The 22,269-nt window shown below is 60.6% G+C and carries 21 protein-coding genes; 12 read left to right on the plus strand and 9 right to left on the minus strand.

The window, feature by feature from the left end; translation table 11 throughout:
• The first annotated feature begins 124 nt into the window (after positions 1 to 124).
• From guaB to QP552_RS08780, 6 genes are all read left to right on the plus strand, one after another.
• Entirely contained in the window at positions 125 to 1,582 is a 1,458-nt protein-coding gene (guaB, locus tag QP552_RS08755; protein WP_005409308.1) for an IMP dehydrogenase, read from the plus strand.
• 107 nt (positions 1,583 to 1,689) lie between these two features.
• The gene (locus QP552_RS08760; protein ID WP_049452660.1) at positions 1,690 to 2,166 is read left to right on the plus strand and encodes a hypothetical protein; all 477 of its coding nucleotides are present in this window, start codon (positions 1,690 to 1,692) and stop codon (positions 2,164 to 2,166) included.
• The gene (gene guaA / locus QP552_RS08765; RefSeq protein WP_005409309.1) at positions 2,163 to 3,728 is read left to right on the plus strand and encodes a glutamine-hydrolyzing GMP synthase; all 1,566 of its coding nucleotides are present in this window, start codon (positions 2,163 to 2,165) and stop codon (positions 3,726 to 3,728) included. Before QP552_RS08760 ends, guaA begins: the two co-directional genes overlap by 4 nt.
• A gap of 192 nt (positions 3,729 to 3,920) precedes the next feature.
• Positions 3,921 to 5,639 (plus strand): Eco57I restriction-modification methylase domain-containing protein, encoded by a 1,719-nt coding sequence (locus tag QP552_RS08770; protein ID WP_286075594.1) that lies wholly within the window; start codon positions 3,921 to 3,923, stop codon positions 5,637 to 5,639.
• On the plus strand, positions 5,640 to 6,380 hold the full coding sequence (locus QP552_RS08775; protein ID WP_286075595.1) for a PaeR7I family type II restriction endonuclease: 741 nt from the start codon (positions 5,640 to 5,642) through the stop codon (positions 6,378 to 6,380).
• A 408-nt stretch (positions 6,381 to 6,788) separates the two neighbouring features.
• The gene (locus QP552_RS08780) at positions 6,789 to 7,799 is read left to right on the plus strand and encodes a DUF4917 family protein (RefSeq protein ID WP_286075596.1); all 1,011 of its coding nucleotides are present in this window, start codon (positions 6,789 to 6,791) and stop codon (positions 7,797 to 7,799) included.
• Positions 7,800 to 8,524: 725 nt separating this feature from the next.
• Here the strand turns inward: QP552_RS08780 and QP552_RS08785 are convergent.
• The 3 genes from QP552_RS08785 to QP552_RS08795 all read right to left on the minus strand — a co-directional run bounded on the left by QP552_RS08785 (position 8,525) and on the right by QP552_RS08795 (position 12,402).
• Positions 8,525 to 10,210 (minus strand): hypothetical protein, encoded by a 1,686-nt coding sequence (locus tag QP552_RS08785; protein WP_286075597.1) that lies wholly within the window; start codon positions 10,208 to 10,210, stop codon positions 8,525 to 8,527.
• A gap of 363 nt (positions 10,211 to 10,573) precedes the next feature.
• Positions 10,574 to 10,930: a hypothetical protein gene (locus QP552_RS08790; RefSeq protein WP_286075598.1), complete on the minus strand. Its 357-nt coding sequence runs from the start codon at positions 10,928 to 10,930 to the stop codon at positions 10,574 to 10,576.
• Positions 10,931 to 11,478: 548 nt separating this feature from the next.
• The gene (locus QP552_RS08795; RefSeq protein WP_286075599.1) at positions 11,479 to 12,402 is read right to left on the minus strand and encodes a LysR family transcriptional regulator; all 924 of its coding nucleotides are present in this window, start codon (positions 12,400 to 12,402) and stop codon (positions 11,479 to 11,481) included.
• Between the two features lie 95 nt (positions 12,403 to 12,497).
• Between QP552_RS08795 and QP552_RS08800 the strand changes: the two genes are divergently transcribed.
• From QP552_RS08800 to QP552_RS08810, 3 genes are all read left to right on the plus strand, one after another.
• Complete coding sequence (locus QP552_RS08800) at positions 12,498 to 13,337, plus strand: type 1 glutamine amidotransferase domain-containing protein (RefSeq protein ID WP_286075600.1); 840 nt, start codon at positions 12,498 to 12,500, stop codon at positions 13,335 to 13,337.
• A gap of 97 nt (positions 13,338 to 13,434) precedes the next feature.
• Entirely contained in the window at positions 13,435 to 14,172 is a 738-nt protein-coding gene (locus tag QP552_RS08805) for a hypothetical protein (RefSeq protein WP_286075601.1), read from the plus strand.
• A gap of 253 nt (positions 14,173 to 14,425) precedes the next feature.
• A complete protein-coding gene (locus QP552_RS08810; protein WP_286075602.1) occupies positions 14,426 to 14,737 on the plus strand; it encodes a hypothetical protein in 312 nt (103 codons plus the stop codon).
• 126 nt (positions 14,738 to 14,863) lie between these two features.
• Here QP552_RS08810 and QP552_RS08815 read toward each other — a convergent pair whose 3' ends face one another.
• Entirely contained in the window at positions 14,864 to 16,240 is a 1,377-nt protein-coding gene (locus tag QP552_RS08815; RefSeq protein WP_286075603.1) for a hypothetical protein, read from the minus strand.
• A 117-nt stretch (positions 16,241 to 16,357) separates the two neighbouring features.
• On the opposite strand from QP552_RS08815, the gene QP552_RS08820 reads away from it, so the two are divergent.
• Positions 16,358 to 17,140 (plus strand): 3-hydroxybutyrate dehydrogenase, encoded by a 783-nt coding sequence (locus QP552_RS08820; RefSeq protein ID WP_286075604.1) that lies wholly within the window; start codon positions 16,358 to 16,360, stop codon positions 17,138 to 17,140.
• Here QP552_RS08820 and QP552_RS08825 read toward each other — a convergent pair.
• Positions 17,137 to 17,901, minus strand: coding sequence for a hypothetical protein (locus tag QP552_RS08825; protein ID WP_286075605.1), 765 nt, complete (start codon positions 17,899 to 17,901; stop codon positions 17,137 to 17,139). The two genes, QP552_RS08820 and QP552_RS08825, sit on opposite strands and share 4 nt — an antisense overlap.
• A gap of 97 nt (positions 17,902 to 17,998) precedes the next feature.
• Positions 17,999 to 18,376 carry a DUF4180 domain-containing protein gene (locus QP552_RS08830; protein WP_286075606.1) on the minus strand — a complete coding sequence of 126 codons (378 nt, stop codon included), beginning with the start codon at positions 18,374 to 18,376 and terminating at the stop codon, positions 17,999 to 18,001.
• A 172-nt stretch (positions 18,377 to 18,548) separates the two neighbouring features.
• Between QP552_RS08830 and QP552_RS08835 the strand changes: the two genes are divergently transcribed.
• The gene (locus QP552_RS08835) at positions 18,549 to 18,926 is read left to right on the plus strand and encodes a hypothetical protein (protein ID WP_286075607.1); all 378 of its coding nucleotides are present in this window, start codon (positions 18,549 to 18,551) and stop codon (positions 18,924 to 18,926) included.
• A 34-nt stretch (positions 18,927 to 18,960) separates the two neighbouring features.
• Here the strand turns inward: QP552_RS08835 and QP552_RS08840 are convergent, their stop codons facing one another.
• From QP552_RS08840 to QP552_RS08850, 3 genes are read right to left on the minus strand one after another with little or no spacing between them, the layout of a single operon-like run.
• Positions 18,961 to 19,419: an SRPBCC family protein gene (locus QP552_RS08840; protein ID WP_286075608.1), complete on the minus strand. Its 459-nt coding sequence runs from the start codon at positions 19,417 to 19,419 to the stop codon at positions 18,961 to 18,963.
• A 2-nt stretch (positions 19,420 to 19,421) separates the two neighbouring features.
• Positions 19,422 to 19,736: a metalloregulator ArsR/SmtB family transcription factor gene (locus tag QP552_RS08845; RefSeq protein WP_286075609.1), complete on the minus strand. Its 315-nt coding sequence runs from the start codon at positions 19,734 to 19,736 to the stop codon at positions 19,422 to 19,424.
• Positions 19,737 to 19,747: 11 nt separating this feature from the next.
• Positions 19,748 to 20,203 (minus strand): SRPBCC domain-containing protein, encoded by a 456-nt coding sequence (locus QP552_RS08850; protein ID WP_286075610.1) that lies wholly within the window; start codon positions 20,201 to 20,203, stop codon positions 19,748 to 19,750.
• A 207-nt stretch (positions 20,204 to 20,410) separates the two neighbouring features.
• Here QP552_RS08850 and QP552_RS08855 point away from each other — a divergent pair, with 207 nt between their 5' ends.
• The gene (locus tag QP552_RS08855; RefSeq protein WP_286075611.1) at positions 20,411 to 22,180 is read left to right on the plus strand and encodes an oleate hydratase; all 1,770 of its coding nucleotides are present in this window, start codon (positions 20,411 to 20,413) and stop codon (positions 22,178 to 22,180) included.
• Positions 22,181 to 22,269 lie beyond the last annotated feature (89 nt).

Raw genomic sequence — 22,269 nt, forward strand, 5'->3', positions numbered from 1 at the left:
TTGGCACCCAGCCAAGCCCCCTGAACCAATCACCGCCCACGCGACACTGCGTCGCATCTACCCCCTGCCACACGGCGCGAAAACAGGGTAAAATGTCGCGCTTCCCCACATCTCGGGTATGCCGATGCTGCGCATCCAGGCTGAAGCACTCACTTACGACGACGTCTCGCTCGTCCCCGCCCACTCGACCATCCTGCCCAAGGACGTCAACCTCGAAACGCGGTTGACCCGAGACCTGAAGCTGAAGCTTCCGATCCTGTCCGCCGCCATGGATACCGTCACCGAAGCCCGCCTGGCCATCGCCATGGCCCAGCTCGGCGGCATGGGCATCATCCACAAGAATCTCAGCCTGGAACAGCAGGCCGCGGAAGTGGCCAAGGTCAAGAAGTTCGAGGCCGGCGTCATCCGCGACCCGATCACCGTCGGCCCGGAAACCACCATCCGCGACGTGCTGGCCCTGACCCAGGCGCACAACATCTCCGGCGTGCCGGTGGTGGGCAGCGACGGCCTGCTGGCCGGCATCGTGACCCACCGCGATATGCGCTTCGAGACCGAGCTGGACGATCCGGTCCGCCACATCATGACCAAGAAGGATCGCCTGATCACGGTCAAGGAAGGCGCCGCGTCTGATGAAGTGCTGCAGCTGCTGCACCGCAACCGCATCGAGAAGGTGCTGGTGGTCAATGATTCGTTCGAACTGCGTGGCCTGATCACCGTCAAGGACATCCAGAAGAACACCGACTTCCCGAACGCTGCCAAGGATCTGTCGACCCGCCTGCTGGTCGGCGCTGCCGTCGGCGTGGGTGGCGATACCGATCGCCGCGTGGAAGCGCTGGTCGCCGCCGGCGTGGACGTGATCGTGGTCGATACCGCGCACGGCCACTCGCAGGGCGTGCTGGACCGCGTCAGCTGGGTGAAGAAGAACTTCCCGAACGTGCAGGTCATCGGTGGCAACATCTGCACCGGCGAAGCCGCACTGGCGCTGCTGGACAGCGGCGCGGACGCAGTGAAGGTGGGCATCGGCCCGGGCTCGATCTGCACCACGCGCGTCGTCGCCGGCGTCGGCGTGCCGCAGGTCACCGCCATTGATCTGGTGGCCGAAGCGCTGCAGGACCGCATCCCGCTGATCGCCGACGGTGGCATCCGCTACTCGGGCGACATCGGCAAGGCGCTGGCCGCCGGTGCCTCGACCATCATGGTCGGCGGCCTGCTGGCCGGTACCGAAGAATCGCCGGGCGAGACCGAGCTGTACCAGGGCCGTTCGTACAAGAGCTACCGCGGCATGGGTTCGCTGGCTGCCATGGAGAAGGGGTCGAAGGACCGCTACTTCCAGGACGCCGCCACCGCCGACAAGCTGGTGCCGGAAGGCATCGAAGGCCGCGTGCCGTACCGCGGCCCGGTGGGCGGCATCATCCACCAGCTGATGGGCGGCCTGCGCGCCACCATGGGCTACGTGGGCTGCGCCACCATCGAAGACATGCGCAGCAAGCCCAAGTTCGTGAAGATCAGCGGCGCCGGCCAGCGTGAGAGCCACGTCCACGACGTGACGATCACCAAAGAGCCGCCGAACTACCGCGCCTGATGCGCTTGCGAACTGCTCTTGCGATTACGGGCAGCCTGCTGATGGCAGGCTGTTCGTTGTCCGAACCGCCGCCGCGCTCCGGGTCTCCGGGCGCGGCGGTTTCGCAATTGCAGGACGTACAGGCGTGCCAGAACGCGTTCTCGCTGCCGAAGGGCTGGCAGGTGCAGGCCGCTGGCGAGCAGCGCTGGCTGCTGAAAGGCACCGGCGAGCGCCCACTGCAGGTCACGCTGCAATGCATTACCGAGCTGCTGCACGGGCCGGATGATCCGGTGCTGACGCCGGTGCTGGGTGCGCTGGAGCCCGCACGGATGAGCGTGCAATGGGCGTCCTGGGGCGCTGCGGAGTCGGGCTTCTCGATGGCCGCGCTGCAACGGCGCATCGTGCCCGGCACCGAGGTGCAGGAAATCGCCGAGCTGCCGCGCGCCGACCGCGCCAATCCCAACGCACCGCACGGCCTGCTGATGCTGCGCTGGGACGAGGAAGACCCCTCACATATTCAACAACGCGAGGCATTCATCGCCACGCTGACGCAGAGCCTTGAAGCGCCGGGCGCTGCGAAAAACACCACTGGAACGGCACCATGACCAACATCCATAACGACAAGATCCTCATCCTCGATTTCGGCGCGCAGTACACGCAGCTGATTGCCCGCCGCATCCGCGAGCTGGGCGTCTATTGCGAAATCTGGGCGTGGGACCACAACCCGGCCGACATCGCCGCGTTTGGCGCCAAGGGCATCATCCTGTCCGGTGGCCCGGAATCGACCACGCTGCCGGGTGCCCCCGCCGCGCCGCAGGAAGTGTTCGACAGCGGCCTGCCGATCTTCGGCATCTGCTACGGCATGCAGACCCTGGCCGCGCAGCTGGGCGGTGCTACCGAAGCAGCGGATCAGCGCGAGTTCGGCCACGCCGAAGTGAACGTCATCAACCCCGATGCACTGTTCAAGGGCCTGAGCGACCACGGCGGCGAGCCGAAGCTGAATGTCTGGATGAGCCACGGCGACCACGTCTCCGTTGCGCCGCCCGGCTTCACCATCACCGCCACCACCGACCGCATTCCGGTGGCCGCCATGGCCAACGAAGAGAAGCGCTGGTACGGCGTGCAGTTCCACCCGGAAGTGACCCACACCCTGCAGGGCCAGGCGCTGCTGCGCCGCTTCGTGGTGGACGTGTGCGGTTGCCAGACCCTGTGGACCGCCGCCAACATCATCGACGACCAGATCGCCCGTGTGCGCGAACAGGTGGGCGATGACGAAGTGATCCTGGGCCTGTCCGGCGGCGTCGATTCGTCCGTCGTGGCCGCGCTGCTGCACAAGGCCATCGGCGAAAAGCTGACCTGTGTGTTCGTGGATACTGGCCTGCTGCGCTGGCAGGAAGGCGACCAGGTGATGGCGATGTTTGCCGAGCACATGGGCGTAAAGGTGGTGCGCGTGAATGCCGCCGACCGTTACTTCGCCGCGCTGGAAGGCGTGAGCGACCCGGAGGCCAAGCGCAAGATCATCGGCAACCTGTTCGTTGAGATCTTCGACGAAGAGTCGAACAAACTGAAGAACGCCAAGTGGCTGGCGCAGGGCACCATCTACCCGGACGTGATCGAGTCGGCCGGCAGCAAGACCGGCAAGGCGCATGTGATCAAGAGCCACCACAACGTGGGCGGCCTGCCGGAGCACATGAAGCTGGGCCTGGTGGAGCCGCTGCGCGAGCTGTTCAAGGACGAAGTGCGCCGCCTGGGCGTTGAACTGGGCCTGCCGCGCACCATGGTCTACCGCCACCCGTTCCCGGGCCCGGGCCTGGGCGTGCGTATCCTGGGTGAAGTGAAGCGCGAGTACGCCGAACTGCTGGCCAAGGCCGATGCCATCTTCATTGATGAGCTGCGCAAGGCGGACCTGTACGACAAGACCAGCCAGGCCTTTGCCGTGTTCCTGCCGGTGAAGTCGGTGGGCGTGGTGGGTGATGCGCGGGCTTATGAGTGGGTGATTGCGCTGCGGGCTGTGGAGACGATCGACTTCATGACGGCGCATTGGGCGCATCTGCCGTATGAGTTCCTGGGGACGGTGAGCAACCGGATCATCAATGAGTTGCGGGGGGTGTCGAGGGTTGTTTATGACATCTCTGGGAAGCCGCCGGCGACCATTGAGTGGGAATGAGGCTGGACGGACATTGACCCGCAGAAACGGGTATGAGCAGACCGAAAAGCCCGCGCATGTGCGGGCTTTTCTCATCCTGAGGCGGTTGCACCGGTTACGCTTCGCGTCACCAGGCGCTCTGCATCTATGGCAAGGTAGTCGGTACGTTTTGAGCTCGATTCCATGGTCCGACAAGTAGACGTCGTAAAAGGCATGCACCTCAAGGTTGCTTCTAAAGCCACTGCGGGCCGCAAATCCCTGGTCAATGCTGCAACTGAGGCAATGGCGGCAGGAGCGGATAGCAAGGCACGAGGCGCTGTTTTCACGCGCCCTGAGGTTGTTGATTTTATTCTGGATCTGTCTGGTTATAGGGAGGATCAACCCCTTCACGAGAAACGGATTCTTGAGCCGTCTTTTGGTCGAGGGCAATTCTTGTTTCCGATCATTGATCGATTGCTGAACTCATGGATGTCTGCTCGTCCGGAAGGTTCCCCATTGAACGAACTGGGCGATGCGATCCGGGCGATAGAGTTGCATCATGACACCTTTCGAGATACTAGAATTGGTGTAATAGCGTTGCTCGTGCATCGCGGAATCGCCGTTGAAGAGGCGGAGGTTCTGGCTGGGCGCTGGCTGTCCCAAGGGGATTTCTTGCTGGTTTCGATTGAGGGAGAGTTCGATTTTATAGTTGGCAATCCTCCCTATGTTCGTCAGGAGATGATTCCCGGGCCGTTGCTTGCTGAGTACCGCGATCGCTACGTTACGCTCTATGACCGGGCCGATCTCTACGTCCCCTTCATCGAGCGATCCCTTTCGATGCTGGCGAATGCCGGAAACTTGGGCTTCATCTGTTCGGATCGTTGGACGAAAAACCGCTATGGTGCACCATTGCGGAGCCTCGTAGCCGAGCGATTTCATCTCAAAGTCTATGTTGATATGGTCGATACTTCGGCCTTTCATTCTGATGTGGTCGCCTATCCGGCAATTACTATCGTCAGTCGTGAAAAGCCAGGTGCGACGCGGATCTCTCATCGGCCGGAAATCGACCGAGCAGCTTTGACTTCACTTGCGAGTTTGCTCTTGGTCCCCATGCTGCCGAATGGCAGTAGTGAGGTGCGCGAGCTGACGGGCGTCACTAACGGTACCGAGCCGTGGCTGCTGGGGTCATCCGATCAAATGGCGTTGATCCGGCGCCTGGAGGAGTCTTTCCCGTCGCTGGAGGAGGCAGGGTGTAGAGTTGGAATCGGGGTGGCTACTGGTGCAGACAAGGCCTTCATCGGCGATTTCGCCGCTCTTGATGTCGAGCCAAGTCGAAAACTGCCGCTTGTAACGACTAAAGATATATCGAGTGGCGAGGTGGTCTGGCGAGGGCAAGCTGTTGTAAATCCCTTTGCTGAATCGGGCGAGTTGGTAAGTCTTGAAAGGTTCCCACGATTGCGTCGGTACTTGGAGGCACGGCGAGGTGTGATTGTTGCTCGCCACTGTGCACAGAAGAATCCAGAAAAATGGTATCGAACGATTGATCGCATCACGCCTTCACTTGCGGCAAGGCCGAAGTTGTTGATTCCAGACATTAAGGGTGAAGCAAATGTCGTGTTCGAAGGCGGGAAGTTATATCCACATCATAATCTTTATCATGTGACCTCAGATGACTGGGAACTTCGGGCATTGCAAGCTGTCTTGCTGTCCGCCGTTTCTCGAATGTTTGTGGCAACTTATTCGACAAAGATGCGGGGCGGATTTCTTCGCTTTCAGGCTCAATATCTTCGCCGAATTCGCATCCCGCGTTGGGTGGATGTGCCAATGTCCCTGCGCCTTGAGCTGGCTGATGCGGCAATCAAGCGCGATGTGCAAGCGTGCAATCGCGCAACGTTTGAGCTCTATGGCCTGAGTTGTGAAGAAAAATCTGCCCTCGGTGAAAATGGAGAATAAATGGCACTCGATCTTGTCAATTACGAAGATAAAGCCCGCGAGGCTGTAAAAGCGTTCTGGGGTAGTCGCGAGGTAGCAAGGCAGAAGCAACTTGAGGCGGGCAAGGCTGACCAAGGTGAGCGTGCAGGAGTTACTGCTGGAAAGAACATGGACGGATTTCTATCTCTGCTGATAGAAATTATTAAAGCTAATGGGCTGGGTCACGCTGAGGTTCACTTGGGGCGGGCAATGTTGGCCCTGCCTGGATATTTTAGACCGACCAAGCTGTGGGATATTCTCGTTATACACAAAGGGCAGTTGATTGCTGCTATCGAGCTTAAAAGTCAGGTAGGTCCTTCGTTCGGCAATAACTTCAATAATCGAACGGAAGAGGCCATTGGGACAGCTCATGATCTATGGACAGCTTATCGAGAAGAGGCTTTTGGTAAACAGCCGCGTCCCTTCGTCGGGTGGATGATGATGGTTGAAGATGCAGTGGAATCCCGTAAGCCAGTTCGTGACTCGTCACCTCATTTCCCAGTGTTTGAGCAGTTTAAGGGCGCTTCTTATCTTCAGCGGTATGATTTGCTCTGTCAGCGTCTTGTTCAGGAGCAGCTCTACACGACGGCTGCAGTAATTTCCGCTGAGCGTAGCGCCGTGAGCACGGGCACCTATAGTGAACTTTCCTCCATGACAAGTTTGAGGACATTTGTGTCTACCTTGGCGGGTCACATTGCAGCCGAAGCTGCAAGATTGGGCTGACGTGATCAACATTTGCAGAGCGAAACAGTATTCGCCATCAATCTTGCCTTTGGATTCTATGATTTGGCGGGTAGTAAGCCTGTTTCGTCCAGCCGCTGATGATTCGATGATTGTGTGGAGTGTTGATGGTTGGGGTGAGCCCATTCGGTAGGTGCTTAGTTCGTCGCTACAGACTCGCATTGAAAGGTCTAGTGATCAGCAGTACACGCATCGCTGGTGCGACTCGCCCGCCTGAACTGGTTGCGCAGGAAAATCTAAATATAGTCTTGTCAGGGGATGCTTTGTGATGGCGGCTCGCTTTCTTTCAGTAATGTTGAGTTTATTATTGGCCGGCTGAGCTCGGGTTCCATATGGTGGGGTATTGTTTTGGATGGATGCCTGTTTCCTATAGGTAAGGGATGATCAGAGATGAGGCATAAAGTTGCGCAATGGGGCGATATTTCCGAACACTATCAACGCGGCGCGATCGTGGTGGGAAATGGGGCCAGTATCGCGGTGTCGCCCAACTTTTCCTATGGATCGCTTCTTGATCACGCAAAGAAGAATGGTCTCTTAACCGAAGATGTTCAGATTCTCTTTAATTTTTTCGACACGCAGGATTTCGAACTCGTCTTGCGACTTGTTTGGCAGGCCAACAATGTAAATAAATCTCTAGAGATTCCTGACGACCGAACACATGAAGCCTACCGGCATGTTCGAGATTGCTTGATCGAGGCTGTACGAGCTGTCCATCCGGAGCACGAAACTGTAAAGGCTCATCTCCCTCTAATGTGTCGATTTCTAGAATCGTTCGGTACGGTTCTGTCGCTCAATTACGATCTGTTGATTTACTGGGCAATGACCCATGGGCTCAATGGTGATGGTCGACATCGATTCAAAGACTGTTTTCTCTGGAACCGAAGATTTGATGATGATTGGTCGAAGTATCGCGAACTCTATAAGGAGCGAACTAACACGCTCGTATTTTATCCACATGGCAGTTTGGCACTGTGTCGAGATGTCGTGGAGCAGGAGTTTAAGATTCATGCGGCTGGTGCTCGTCTACTTGAGGCGATACTGGCTGAGTGGCAAAGCGAGCGCGCCGTGCCGCTCTTTGTAAGCGAGGGGACAAGAACACAGAAGATTTGTTCGATCCAGAGCAGCTATTACCTTTCGACCGTGTACCGTGAGGTACTAACTTCCGTGGCAGGTACGTTGACCATTTTTGGCTGGGGAATCGGAGAGCATGATCGCCACCTCCTTCAGCGTATGCGCAATGCAGGAATCAAGCGTGTCGCTGTTTCGGTTTTTCGCAACGATCAGGTTTATTGTAACTATGCCTACCAGATTATCCGAAACGACTTGGGGGAAGTTCACGTGGATTTCTTCGACAGCGAAAGTCCTGGGTGCTGGATTCATCCGATTCGCACGCAAGATTGATTAAGTCTCCTGTTTGTGTTTTCAGGTTGACTTTGCGTGGCGGCAGGCTGGGCATTTGCAAATGCAGTGTGGACGCGAATTCGTAGTGTGTTTAGGGAGGTGTGAAGTGGTTGCTCATCCATTCAGCCCATCTGAATGGAGTGCTCGCATCGGGAGCTTCAGTGAAGACTCCTTGGGAATAATGCGATTTGGACCGAACGATCCAGGCGCGTCGACGATTCTGTCATTCCAAGAGGGGGAGGGGCTTTCGTTCCGGGAGGTGCGGATTGATCGAGTTCGCCTCGCGGCTAAATTAGACCGCGAGGTGGGAGGATCGAGTGTTCGCTAAAGTCAATTTAATAGGATCATCTAGCGGCGCACGCGCTTCTTAACTCGAATTCCTTCAAGTATGTCGTCCGAGAAGTAGTAATCGACGCATGATTTGAAGTAATGAGCATTCTTGATTGAAGAGAATTCAAGTATGAGTGGCGATCCGATGGAGAATTTTGCGTTTGTGAGTCCGCTGATTGAGCCCCATCCTTCAATTGCGCACATCAGTCCACGCAGCATACTAGCAATTTCGTCCGCGTCTTCAGCTTTTACCTTGTCCATGTGCACGCTAACCCGGGGCGTATACGCTGGGTCCAAGAGCTCCTGAATCTTCATGAGTGCCTCTAAAGTAAGTAATGCAAGTTGATGAAAATATGGGTCTGTTCGATTATCTGGCTAGTAGTCGGCTGCATGGCCTAGTCGGGGTTCTTGACATGACTGAAGAGCAGGCCTGTGACCGAGTTCTTCCTCTCTGTGTCGATCGCCTTCTGTTCTTTGAACCTTGAGCGTATGTCTCTCAAGTTTGGAAGTCCGAGTATTCCCAGAAGCCCTGAGGCTGCCCCCAATAGGGGGCTGGCAGTTGTGGCAGCGGTAACGGCAATTGTGCCAGTTACCACAAGGCTGCCCACATCAAATCCGTAGAGCTTGAGCTTATTCTTCTTTGCCTCAAGAATATCCTTCTGGTGCCCATCGAATGCGCGGTTTAAGTTATCCACGACTTGGTCTGACGTACGATGAAAGTTCTCTGGCTTTGCTGATATTAACTCATCAATGCCGAAGCTGAGTATCTGACGGAGTTCTTCGGCTTGTCCGTTCTTCCTTATCTCAAGGACGGTATCTATCGGTACATTGCCTAGCCAAGATAGATTGTAGTCGTGCTGTGAAATTAGTGCATGTGTTATATGCTCTGCTTTCGAATCCTGGGCACGTTGACTGTCCTTGTCTGCCTGATATTCGGTGAACCAGCGGAAGTATTCCCACGAAGTTCTGGCAGAGATTAGGGGGGTGCTGCCGAACTGCTGAGAAATCATCGCCGTCGCCAACGCTTGTGGCATACGTCCAACAGTAGCGCTGTAAATCTGATCCCCAGGATTTGTTGGGTCAAAGCCGGGTAAGGTCGGTTGAACTTCGGTAATTGCCCGTCGTAGCTGCGCTTCGGCACCTCTTTGCCATGTGGTGTCAAAAAGAACTCGTTCAGGCCGTTTCAGCTCGGCCAGCACACTCTCAATACTATTAAGGCTGCTGCAGAACTCTCGATAATGAACCAGGTCATCGAAGCGGCGATCAAATATATAACCGGCATGCGTCAATATCTCGGGGGTGGCTCTGATCAAAAGGTCTGAATTCTCTCCTCGCGTGATGTCATCAGAATGAGGGAGGATAATGGCGATTGGCGGAGAGAGATTTGCGGTCGCCAAGCTTCGGTAGGTAAGTGCGTTCACTGCATGCTTAATCAGCAATGCAGCAATCTCGCGATCAGGAAGGACGCCTAGAAGTGGAGCAATTCGCAGGATCGGACACGGTAGTACTATAGTATCAAGGTACAGGCCGGCACTGGATACTGGGTTCTCAGAATAGGCAGGGAAGAGGTCGCCTGAGAAAGATGCTTTCAAGTGAGCGCTATCTTGTAGGTGAAATACCCCAGCTTCGGAGGCGAACGACCAGAAATCTTTCAGGTCGTTGACCATCTCCGGCATTCCATCTACGATGTGCTGGACAAAGTCTGATTTACTTGAAACGGCTCGCGCAAATTGCTCTGGAGTGCATCTGTTTTTGAGCACTTCATCGAGCATCCAGCCGAATTGAGAGGATAAGAAGCTGAAGTAATTCTCTTGAATGTCTGCAAGGCTGCAGGCGGACTTTGCCTCTTCACGGTAAGCGAAATGTTTCAAGGCAAGGATGGCGCTGCGTATTCTACCGTCTACAGTTGCCGGATTTACGAGCCCGCTTGGAGAAAGTTGTATGGCCTTGAAGCTTCTATAGAAGTCGTCGGCAAGATGTTCGGCGAAATGCAACTTGCCTTCCGCAAGCCTCCTCTGCAACAGGAACACTCTGTCAGTGAGATCCCTGATTTCATCTTCTGACTGCTGATGAACGCTCATGCCTAGCTGCATCCCTTCTCTACCGTTCAATTGAGGAAATGGGTCAACGAACCGCCGTGCGTCCATGTCGTCGCAAGCGTACTAGGGCCGGCGACAGTGGCGATCGCAGTGCGCACGGCTTGGGAGATATGGAAGCAGCAAAGCATCCTATAGCTCCAATTCGTTAGGCCTGTCCTATGATATGCGGTAACGCGGAATTTTGAAGGGGATCCTTCCGACGGATGGTAAAGCATTGGCATTGATCGGTAGGGCGCTTGATCATACAGCACGCGCTTTTCCTGAGAGCCTAAGAATATTCTGGGTATTGAGCAGAGGGAATATAGCTGATGAAGTTCTAAGTGGACGCATATCGCTTGGCACGAGTCACTCCGGCCTAACCTCCCGACAAGCCCACTCAACCAACCCGCGACAAGCCAGAAACAACCCATCAACAATCCCCTCATCCAAATGCCGCTCCGGGTCCGCTGCCACCCGGCAGCGGTCCGCCGCGTGCAGCAGCTCCAGCACCGTCAGCGCCCCCACCATTGCGCGCTCGCTCCTGGCCAGACTCACGCGGCGGCCGGGTGACACATCGGTCTCTGGCCACGGGTGCCCATCGGCTCCCTCGCAGCTGCGCATGCGCTTGAGGATGCCGAGGAGGTAGTTCAGGTCGGGCAGGGGAGTGTCGTCGTTGATAGGTTCAACAACGGTGTACGAAGAGAAGGTGTCGGATTCGTTCATGGCGTCGGCTTCCGTGGCTGTGCTTAACAGCGCCACCGCGAAGGGTGGCGGACGATGCGTGGCTGCAAACCGGAAGAATCGATGTCATAAGACCGGCGGGCCCGAGGGCCCCCACGCACCGCCCGCCATACAGGCCGACGGATTGCCCGCCGGCACCGGTTAAGGACGGTGCCGACGGGCAAGCGCAAACTACAGACATCGCTTTCTTCGGGTTTGCAGACCCGACCACCCTTTGTCGGTGGCGCGCCATGATGTTTACGCCGCCGCTTCGAATGCCAATAGAAATTCGCGAAGGGATCGCGGAATTCGAGAGCGAAGAACTATTGTGGCACGCACCATTCGTGCAGCACGCGACACCGCCAGACGCATTCGCGCCGCTGCTCTGTTGATTGCGATTCGGAATGACGCAATCGCCTGCACCACAAGCGAATAGCGCGACGGCCTTCTTTGCAGCAGTTCTTAGTTCGCCTCAACAGGCAACAGCGCCCAATCAGCCGCACGCCCCGAAAAGCGGTTCAAACACGACACCGCCAGCCAGCATCCCAGCCTCAACCAGCACCATCCCCAACCACCGCCGCATTCCCCACCAGCAACTCAATCATCGCCCGCGCCGCCGCCGACTGCCGTCTATGCGGCGCATAGATCACCGAGAACGGCCGCGATCTCCCCCGCAGCTGCAGCAGCACTTCCACCAACTGCCCACGCTGCAGCCGCTCGCGCACGATGAACTCATAGCTCTGGCAGATGCCAATCCCCTGTTCGGCCAGCGACACCACGCCCAGCACATCGTCAGTGGTCTCGATGGACGAACGCGGCAGCCAGTCCACGTCACGCCCGCCATCGAGGAAGATCCACGGCGCCAACCGCCCGGTACGCGGCATCAAGAACGGCAGGCACAGGTGCTGCTGCAGATCCTCCAGCGTCTGCGGCGTACCCCGGCGCTGCAGGTACTCCGGTGAAGCCACCAGCAGAAGCGGCGCGTCTTCCAGCTTTCGCCCCACCAGCCCGCTGTCCGGCAGCTGGCCCAGGCGGATGGCCAGATCGAAGCCTTCGGCCACCAAGTCCACGTTGCGGTTGGTGATGTTCAGTTCCACCTGCACCTGCGGGTACTGCTGCGCAAAGCGCGCCAGCACGGGCGGCAGCCGGTAGTGACCATAGGTGGTGGGCACGCTCAGGCGCACGCGGCCGGCCAGCGCACCGTCCTGGGCCAGTACGTCGCGCTCGGCGTCGTCCAGCAGGCCGAAGGCCGTGCGCACCTGTTCCAGATAGAGCCGCCCGGCGTCGGTCAGGCCCACGCGGCGGGTGGTTCGCTGCAGTAGCTGCCGGCCCAGTCGCGCTTCCAGGCGGGTCACCGCGCGGCTCAGCACCGAGGGCGTGGTGGACAGCGCCACCGCTCCGGCCGTGAACGAGCCGTGCTCGACCACCGCCAGGAACACCTCCACATCGCCCAGGTAGTCGAACTTGCGGCTCATTTGACTCTCCGGGGAACAGATGTTTTGCGATGGGGCCAATTTATCGCCGCTGGGGCGATGAATAAAGTGGCGGCCATTCCCTGATAGGAGATCCCATGAACCTGATGACCCGGCTGGCCGCAGCGCTGGCCCTGACCTTGGCCGCCAGCGGCGCGCAGGCCGCCAACGTGCTGGTGGTGCTGTCCGACGAAAACCACCTGGACCTGAAGGACGGCAAGGTGCTGTCCACCGGCTTCTATCTCAACGAGCTGATGCAGCCGGTCAAGCTGCTGCTGGACGCGGGCCACGAGGTGACCTTCGCCACGCCGCAGGGGCGGGCGCCGACGGTGGATGCGTCCTCGGTGACGGCGGCGTACTTCGGCAACGATGCGGCGCAGCTGAAACTGCACAAGGACCTGCTGGAGAAACTGGCGCTGACCTCGCCGACGGCCTCGCCGGTGGTCAGCCTGGCGCGCGTCGAGCAACAGGGCTACGCGCGTTTCGATGCGGTCTACATTCCCGGTGGCCACGCGCCGATGCAGGACCTACTGAAGAGCCCGGCGCTGGGCCGGCTGCTGGCCGACTTCCACCAGCGCAACAAGACCACTGCGCTGGTCTGCCACGGGCCGATCGCGCTGCTGTCCACGCTGCCGGATGCGGGTGGTTTTGTGGAGAAACTGGAAGCGGGGGTGACGCCGGCTACGCCGAAGTGGATCTACAGCGGCTACCAGATGACGGTGATCAGCAACCAGGAAGAAGAGCAGGCCAAGCCAATGTTGGGTGGCGGTGAGATGAAGTTCTACCCGCAGACCGCGTTGCAGCGGGCGGGTGCGAAGTTCAGCAGCAACACCACGCCGTGGACCGGGCATGTGGTGGTGGACCGCGAGCTGATTACCGGGCAGAACCCGGCCTCGGCGTTGGAGGTGGGGCAGCGGTTGGTGGAGCGGTTGAAGTAGGGCGGGTTCTGCATGGCATGCGGTGCCGTGGCACCATGGCAGACTGGCCTCGACCTTATGGCGGGGCCGGTTCTCCAGGGAAGCCATTCACTACGACATGCGAACGTCCATCCTCTTCACTCTCTCCGTCCTGTGCCTGACCCTGTTGTCTGGCTGCGCCAATGGGCCGGACTACCACCATTCCAATCGCGAGATTACCGGCGCGTTCGTGGCCGACGACGGCAAGCTGTACCTGCTGCCGGTCTATGACGAGCCGATGCGCTTCGATGCCGCGCCGTTCCGTGATTACCGCGCCCTGATGGACAGCCCGCTGCGCGAGGCCGTGGTCTGCGCGCAGCTGTACTTCCGTGAGGACTGGCGCGTGCCGGCCGACCGGAGCAAGGTGCATGGCAGCTACGCGCTGCTGCTGCGGCCGGAGCAGGTGACGCCGGAACAGGCGGCGCAGTTCAAGCTGGAGCGGTTGGAGATCAGCCCTCGGGTGGCCAAGGCCATCGCTGCGTTGACGCGCCAGCCGTACATCCTTGAAGCCCGGAGCCGTTACGAGCTGGCGGCCAACCCGGACTGCAACCTTTCCAGGCAGGGCGGCAGCTATTACAGCGCGCTGTTCGAGAGTGATGGCGAGCGTGTGAAGCTGCCGGACGCTGCTGCGCTGGCCGCGAAGGCGAAGCTGGCGCAGTCGATTACCGCGCGGGCTGAGCGGATTCGGCCGGACGATACGGACAAGCCGGGCGTTGGGACAGCGGCCGGGAAGGTGCTGGGCGCGGCGTTGATCCCTGTGGCGGTTCCGGTGTTTGTGTTGAGCCTGCCGTTCCTGGGGCCGGATCATTGGAAGTGATGGGGCGTTGAGGGCAGAGCATCCACGCATGGCGTGGATCTACTTGGGCATCGCCAATGCCTGAACGTTCATGTTGGAGATCTGTGTGCCAAGCACATTGGAAGTTGTTCTGAAGACCGTAGGCTTGATCGTCCTCACGGCACTTCCGTTGGGGATCCTTTGGTTCATCCTTCGGCGAATGTCAGCGACTGCCCGCTCTGCCGTTAAAACGGGGCTGCGTGTGCATCCCCCTCGCCGGATCTCCGGTACATCCATGACCTTGGTGATGGTGGAAGGCAAAGAGGATCGCGAGCACTATTTCTTTGATACAGAATCCTTTTACCTGCGACGTGGGCCGGTGCCTACGGCGGTTCCGCTTTCGCAGATCACCTCAGTCACACGAACGTCCGACAGGATCTACGGGCGGTATGTCTGGCAGGTGTGCTTCAGCAAAGCATCGGGCAGAAAGTGCGTGACGTTCACCAACAACCTGACGCTGTTCAACCGCGATTTCCTGCTCTTCCTGGAGGCGGTGCGGAAGGCCAATCCGCTCGCGACCGTTGATCAGGCGGGTCTGCTCTTCTGATTGCGCGGGACATCAGCGGCGCCGATTGGCAAATAGAGGGGCCAGGAGGGCGGGTTGCCTTGGACACGGTGCTGGATGAATCAGATGTGCGGGCGATGAGGGAGTGAATCCACGCATGGCGTGGATCTACCGGCACCTTGGTGTGCCACCTGCCACACAGCTTGCCCGCCAATGCTCCCAGGTCCTGCCATCGATGCCGGCCTTCAGCGCAATGCCCTGCAGCTCCGCCCAGTTCTTCGGCGAAGGCGAGGCCAGCAGCCCACGCATGAAGGCCTGCATCTTCGCCTCGCCCACCTGATTTTCCAGAGAGAGCAGCAGCAACGGCCCATAGACGTAGCGATACATCTCACCCAGGTCCGAGTTGCCATCGATGGCATCGAATGCCGGCAGCGGCGTGCTCTGCTTGTCGAGGGCCGCCTGCAGCCTTGCAACATAGCGATCGGACGCTGCATCCCCGCTGATCTCCCGCAGCGCCTTGATCGACAGGAACTCAGCGCTGGATTCCAACAACACCCAGAAGTAGGGCCCCTGCGGACGGTTGAGCGTCCCGAAGTAGTAATGGCCCATTTCGTGCGCGATGTACTGCACGCGGCGGTCGGCGTTCTCGCCGCCGGCCAGCAGTGAATCGGCCACGTTGCCGATGCTGCCGCTCATGGCGATGGTCGGCCAGGTGGCAAAGCCCCATTCGCTGCCTTCGCGGTCGCGCTCGATCTGGTTGAGCGTGACCATGCGCAGGAAGGTGGGGCGGTCGGCCAGCGGCACGCCCATGTAGCGGCTGTGCACGTCGGCTACTCTCTGTACGGTGCTGGACAAGGCATCGACCTTGGCCGCGGGCAGGGTCTCATTGAGGATGGTGACCTGCGCGGTGCGGGTGATCGGGCCGCTGCCGCCGAACAACAGGATCGGCCGCGCGTTGTCGCTACGGAATCGCCCCTGCGCGCCTTCGATGGCCGGGCTGCCGTTGAGATACAGGAAGCGGCAGCCGGCGCAGTCTACCTGCAGGTCGTAGCGGCTTTGGCTGCTGCGCACGCGGGCCTTGGGGTCGAACGCCTGCGGCAGCCATGCGGACTGCTCGGTGAAGCGGGCGCTGTCGCCGTTGAAGGCCATCATGCCTTTGAAGTCGCCCAGGGCATCGTGCTTCGGGTACAGCGGGAACGCGCCGACGTACTGCACGCAGAGCGTGGTGGCGGGTTCGGCCAGGGTGTAGACGCGCGCTTCGCCATCCACGCCCGGGTCGTACCAGCCATCGAACCCTACGGGCTTGCCCTCGCCATCGATGACCCGTGCGACGTTGAGGCCGGCGTTGAGCACGAAGTGGGCTTGGGCGTTGGCGGGGGCATTGGATACGCATACATCGCCATCTACGCGGCCGGTCGCGATATCCACCCGCACGCTGCCGGTGGTGAGCGGCGTGGCTGGCTGCGCGGGCAGGGCGGCCTGGCTGATGGCAGGGACGAGCAGTGCGGCGACAACGGCGGGAAGCAGGGCCTTGCAGGGGTTCATCGGGCCATCCATGGGTGGATTGGGGTGAATATAGGGGGAATGTGGGTTTATGCCGAGGGGGAGCATCCACGCGGGGCGTGGATCTACACTGTGACTCCGTCCGATGGAAGCTCACCCATGTTCAGTGGAAAGGTTGCGGTGGTTACCGGTTCCACCAGTGGTATCGGTCTTGGCATCGCCACGGCGCTGGCACGGCAGGGGACCGACATCGTGCTGAATGGCTTCGGCGATGCGGCGGAGATCGAGCGCATCCGTACCGGACTGGAAGCCGAGTTCGGCGTGCGGGTGGCACATGACGGTGCCGACCTGTCCAAGGGTGAGGCGGTGCGCGCGATGATCGAGCACGCCGTTGCAAAGATGGGCCGCATCGACATCCTGGTGAACAACGCGGGTATCCAGCACACCGCATCGATCGAGGAATTCCCGGTCGAGAAGTGGGATGCGATCCTGGCGCTGAACCTGTCGGCGGTGTTCCATGCAACGGCAGCGGCCTTGCCGCATATGAAGCAGCAGGGCGCTGGTCGCATCATCAACATCGCGTCGGTGCACGGGCTGGTGGGCTCGGTGAACAAGTCGGCCTATGTGGCGGCCAAGCATGGCGTGGTGGGCTTCACCAAGGTGACCGCACTGGAGAATGCAGGCACTGGCATCACCGCCAATGCCATCTGCCCGGGGTGGGTGCGAACGGCGCTGGTCGAGCAGCAGATCACCGCATTGGCAGAGAAGGAAGGCACGGATCAGGAATCCGCTGCCCGCGCGCTGCTGGCTGAAAAGCAGCCTTCGTTGCAGTTCGTGACGCCCGAGCAGCTGGGCGAAATGGTGGTGTTCCTGGCTTCGGATGCGGCAGCGCAGATCACCGGCACGGCGTTGCCGGTGGATGGGGGCTGGACGGCGCGCTAGTTGGCTGGCTGCGCCTTACGCTGCAGCATCGGCAGCGCCACCAGCGTAACGAGAATGGTGAACAGCACCAGCGACGAGCCTACCGTGCCGAAGCCCAGGCCGCCCTTTTCCAGCGGCTTGGTGAGCAGGTCGCCGAAGGTGGCGCCGAACGGGCGGGTGAGCACGAAGGCGATCCAGAACAGGATGACCCGGTTGATGCCCTTGATGCGGCTGGCCAGCGCGGTGAGCGCGATGAGGCTGCCGATCAGCAGTGCGCCGCCGGTGAAGCCCAGCCCGGAATCGTCGGCAAGGAAGTCGCCCAGCGCTGTGCCGAGCGTGTTGGAGAACAGAACGGCGGTCCAGTAGAAGCCTTCGGCGCGGCGCGATGCGATGTTGCTGACCGAGATCGACTTCTCCGACATGCGCCAGGCCAGCAACACCAGCGCCAGGCAGCCGGCCAGCAGGCTGGCGCCGGTGGCGTAGCCCAGGCCGAGCGTGCGGTCGATCAGGTCGGACATCGTCGTGCCGGCGGTGCTGGTGGCGAGCACCACCGACCAGAACAGCACAGGATGGAAGCGCCGTGCCGACAATTGCATGCCCAGCAGGCCGGCGAAGATCGCCAGCAGGATGGCCGAGCTGGCCACGTAGCCCAGGTTGAGCGTCATCGACAGCAGATCGCCCGCAGTCTCGCCGAGGGTGGTGGCGGCGATCTTCATCACCCAGAAGCCAAGGGTGACCGCCGCCACTTTGCTGTGCAGGGAGTCTGCGTCTGAAGCACTCATCGAACGTCGCCTGGGGAGCCTGCCGGTGATGCTGTGGCGGGCGGCGTCGGAGCGCAGTCGGAACCGGGTTCGGTGAGGGTGAGCGTGGGGTTGGCGTTCAGCCCGCGCTGGCGGGAGCCGGCAGGCGAGCCAGCAGGGCGTCCCAATCGGCCACGAAGCAGCCGTCGCGACCACGATTGCACTCGGTGATCCACGCGTCCAGCGATTCGCTCTGTGCGCGGTAGTCGCTGACATCGCCCAGCACGGCGAAGTGCAGGCGGTAGTTCACCAGCATCTGCAGCCATTGCCCGGCCATACCGGAGCGCAGTTCGAAGAAGTCTGGCGACAGGCGTTGCACCGGAATGGCGATCCACTCGGCCTGATGCCCAAGGGCGTCGCCGACCAGATCACGCAGGCCGTTGCCGTCGAGTGCAGGGCCCTGCGACTCGACGCTTAGGATGCGGGTGCTGCCGATCTGTTCCAAAGAGGGAGGCATGAGGTGTCCTGAAGTCCGTGTCGTCTGCCCAGTATCGTCGCCTACGCCTTGGACAGCGAGCGGTCGCAGCATCAACGCCGCAGGCAAACGCGCTACGCTGCGTCCAGCACAGGGGAAGGGGAGAGGGACATTGGCCGGGTCGATTTCATCACTTGCCATGACGGTGGGCCTGTTGGCACTGTCCTGGCCGGTGTTCAGCGGCAACACGCAGCAACGCGCCGCCACGTATTCCAGCGTCTGCAGGCATGCCGAGTCAGGCGACCTGCTTGGCCTGGAGGTGTCATTCGTCAGCGATGTCGATGGCGGCTATGCCTTGGTCCAGCGCTACGAGGGGGCGGCCACTCCGCCGGAGCTGATGCAGGTCAAGCGGCGTGGCGATGACCTTGTGCTGGCGAGTGGTGCAACGGATGCCATTGCGCTGCACCAGGACGGCAAGCGCATGCAGCTGACCTACCTGGACGGCCAGCTGAGCGCGGCGGGCATGCCGTCTGACACCCTGACTCCCTCATCGCCGGTGTGGCAGGGGAAGAACGTCGCCGTCTGCAACTAGCGCGGCGACGCTCTTTCTGTACGGGGCGCGTTGCTCAGCTCGGCTTGGCAAACACATCCAGCCCTTTGCCAGTCTCCAACAGCGACTTCAGGCTCGACAGCACGATCGGCCAGCCCTGGCGGATGCCGGTATCCATGCCGCTGCCCGGTTCAAGCTCGTCGTGGGTAACGGTCAGCCGCACCATGTCCTGGTAGGGCACGATGTCGAAGGTGACGCGGCTGTAGGCAGCGGGATTGTCGGCCTGTGAGACGGCTGCCCAGGTGATGACCAGCCGCGAGGGCGGGGTGCTTTCCACCACTTCGCCGACCAGCTCGACCGAACGCGTTTCGTTGGCGCGCACATGCTGCCAGCGCGAACCGGGCTTCCAGTCCGAGACGTTTTCATGGCCCCAGTAGCGGCTGGCGATCTCGGGGCGGGTGATGGCCTCAAACACCTTTTGTGGCGTGGAGGCGATGTAGATCACGTGGATGAAGCGGGTAGTCTCTGCGGACATCGTCATTCTCCTTCCAGTTCGCGTTTCAGGTCATGCAGCAGGCTCAGGCGCTGCTGCTCGAACTTGCGTACCCAGCGCTCGTAGACTTCATGCAGCGGCACCGGGTTGACGAAGTGCAGCTTCTCGCGGCCACGGCGCACGGTGCTGATCAGGTTGGCGTCTTCCAGCAGGCCCAGATGCTGGGTGACCGATTGCCGGGCCATGTCCAGGTGCTCGCAGAGCTGGCCCAGGGTCTGGCCATTGTCTGCGCAGAGCAGGTCCAGCAGCGTCCTGCGCGTGGGGTCGGCCAGTGCCTTGAACACCTTGTCTGCATTCATGCGGGATGTCTTCAGTTCCAGTTGTCGATCCTGATGTCGTTCGGATTGGGCTGGCCCTTGCCGGTTTCCAGCAGGGCTTTGAGGCTCATCAGGAACACCGCCCACTTGGTGCTGCAGTGGGAGGTGAACTCGACGCGTTCCTTCCAGCCTTCGTGGGTGAACAGCACGATGCAGTAGTCGCCTTCCTGTTTCAGTGCGAAACGCGCATGCGTGCCGATCCATTCGGCGGGGCCGGCCAGGAACTTCCAGAGCACGAGTTCGCCAGGAACGAGCTGCTCCAGCTTCATCTGCATGGCGCCGATTTCCTGGCCGTTGTTGGTGAAGCGGACCTTCACCGTCCCTCCGACGTTGCGGTCGCCATGGGTGTCTTCGGCCCACCAGGCGGCGACGCCTTCGGGGGTCGCCAGTGCTTGATACACCTGGCTTGCGGGGGCCTTGATGCCGACCCTGTGTGCGATATCCACCATTGCAGGTTCCTCGCGATGGGCGGGCAGGTGCCGCCGTCGAGTGGACTATATGCAGGCAAATGCCTGCATGTCAAATCTGGTCGTTTGGAGGGACTTGCCAGGCATGGCCTGGCACTACTGCGTCACTGGGTCGCAGGCGGGCTGAAGCATGAGGGAGACGGGTTCGGCGCTAGAGTGGGGTGGACCCCCTCCAGGAAGGAGCAGTGCATGTACTACAGCAGTGGCAACTACGAAGCCTTCGCGCGCCCGCGCAAGCCGGTTGGTGTGGATGGCAAGAGTGCCTGGTTTGTGGGCTCGGGCCTGGCCTCGCTGGCCGGTGCGGCGTTCCTGGTACGCGACGGGCGCATGGCCGGTGAGCGCATCACCATCCTGGAGCAGCAGCAGATTGCCGGCGGCGCGCTGGATGGCCTGAAGGTGCCGGAAAAGGGTTTCGTGATCCGTGGTGGTCGCGAGATGGAGAACCATTTCGAGTGCCTGTGGGATCTGTTCCGCTCGATCCCCTCGCTGGAGATCGACGACGCCAGCGTGCTGGACGAGTTCTACTGGTTGAACAAGGACGACCCGAACTATTCGTTGCAGCGCGCCACCATCAACCGCGGCGAGGATGCGCACACCGACGGCCTGTTCACGCTGACCGAGCAGGCGCAGAAGGACATCATCGCGCTGTTCCTGGCCACCCGGCAGGAGATGGAGAACAAGCGCATCAACGAAGTGCTGGGCCGCGATTTCCTGGACAGCAACTTCTGGCTGTACTGGCGCACCATGTTCGCGTTCGAGGAGTGGCATTCGGCGCTGGAGATGAAGCTCTACCTGCATCGCTTCATCCACCACATCGGCGGGCTGCCGGATTTCTCGGCGCTGAAGTTCACCAAGTACAACCAGTACGAATCGCTGGTGCTGCCGCTGGTGAAGTGGTTGCAGGACCAGGGCGTGGTATTCCAGTACGGCACCGAGGTGACCGACGTCGACTTCGATCTGCAGCTGGGACGCAAGCAGGCCACGCGCATCCACTGGATGCGTGATGGTGTGGCCGATGGGGTGGATCTGGGCGCGGACGATCTGCTGTTCATGACCATCGGTTCGCTGACCGAGAACTCGGACAACGGCGACCACCACACGGCGGCACGCTTGAACGAAGGCCCGGCGCCGGCCTGGGACCTGTGGCGACGCATTGCCGCGAAGGATGCGGCGTTCGGGCGCCCGGACGTGTTCGGCGCGCATATCCCGGAAACCAAGTGGGAATCGGCGACGGTAACCACGTTGGATGCGCGCATTCCGGCTTACATCCAGAAGATCGCCAAGCGCGATCCCTTCAGCGGCAAGGTGGTGACCGGCGGCATCGTCAGCGTGCGTGACTCGCGCTGGCTGATGAGCTGGACGGTGAACCGCCAGCCGCATTTCAAGAGCCAGCCCAAGGACCAGATCGTGGTCTGGGTGTATTCGCTGTTCGTGGATACGCCCGGTGACTACGTGAAGAAGCCGATGCAGGACTGTACCGGCGAGGAGATCACCCGCGAGTGGCTGTACCACCTGGGCGTGCCGGTGGAAGAGATTGATGCGCTGGCCGCGACTGGCGCGAAGACCGTGCCGGTGATGATGCCGTACATCACGGCGTTCTTCATGCCGCGCCAGGCCGGTGACCGCCCGGACGTGGTGCCGGAGGGTGCGGTGAACTTCGCCTTCATCGGCCAGTTCGCCGAATCGAAGCAGCGCGACTGCATCTTCACCACCGAGTACTCGGTGCGCACGCCGATGGAGGCGGTGTACACGTTGCTGGACATCGAACGCGGTGTGCCGGAGGTGTTCAATTCCACCTACGACGTGCGCTCGCTGCTGGCTGCGACCGGACGGCTGCGCGATGGTAAGGAACTGGATATTCCCGGGCCGGCGTTCCTGCGCAACCTGCTGATGAACAAGCTGGACAAGACCCAGATCGGTGGGCTGCTGCGCGAGTTCAAGCTGGTGCAGGACGACTGAACCCCGCCGGGCGTGGCCCGGCGCTACCGGGAGAGCCTCGTCAGGTAACGCCGGGCAATGCCCGGCGAGCGTGGCGACGGAGAGATGGC

It is taken from the genome of Stenotrophomonas sp. 59 (assembly GCF_030291095.1).
GTDB lineage: Bacteria > Pseudomonadota > Gammaproteobacteria > Xanthomonadales > Xanthomonadaceae > Stenotrophomonas > Stenotrophomonas maltophilia_Q.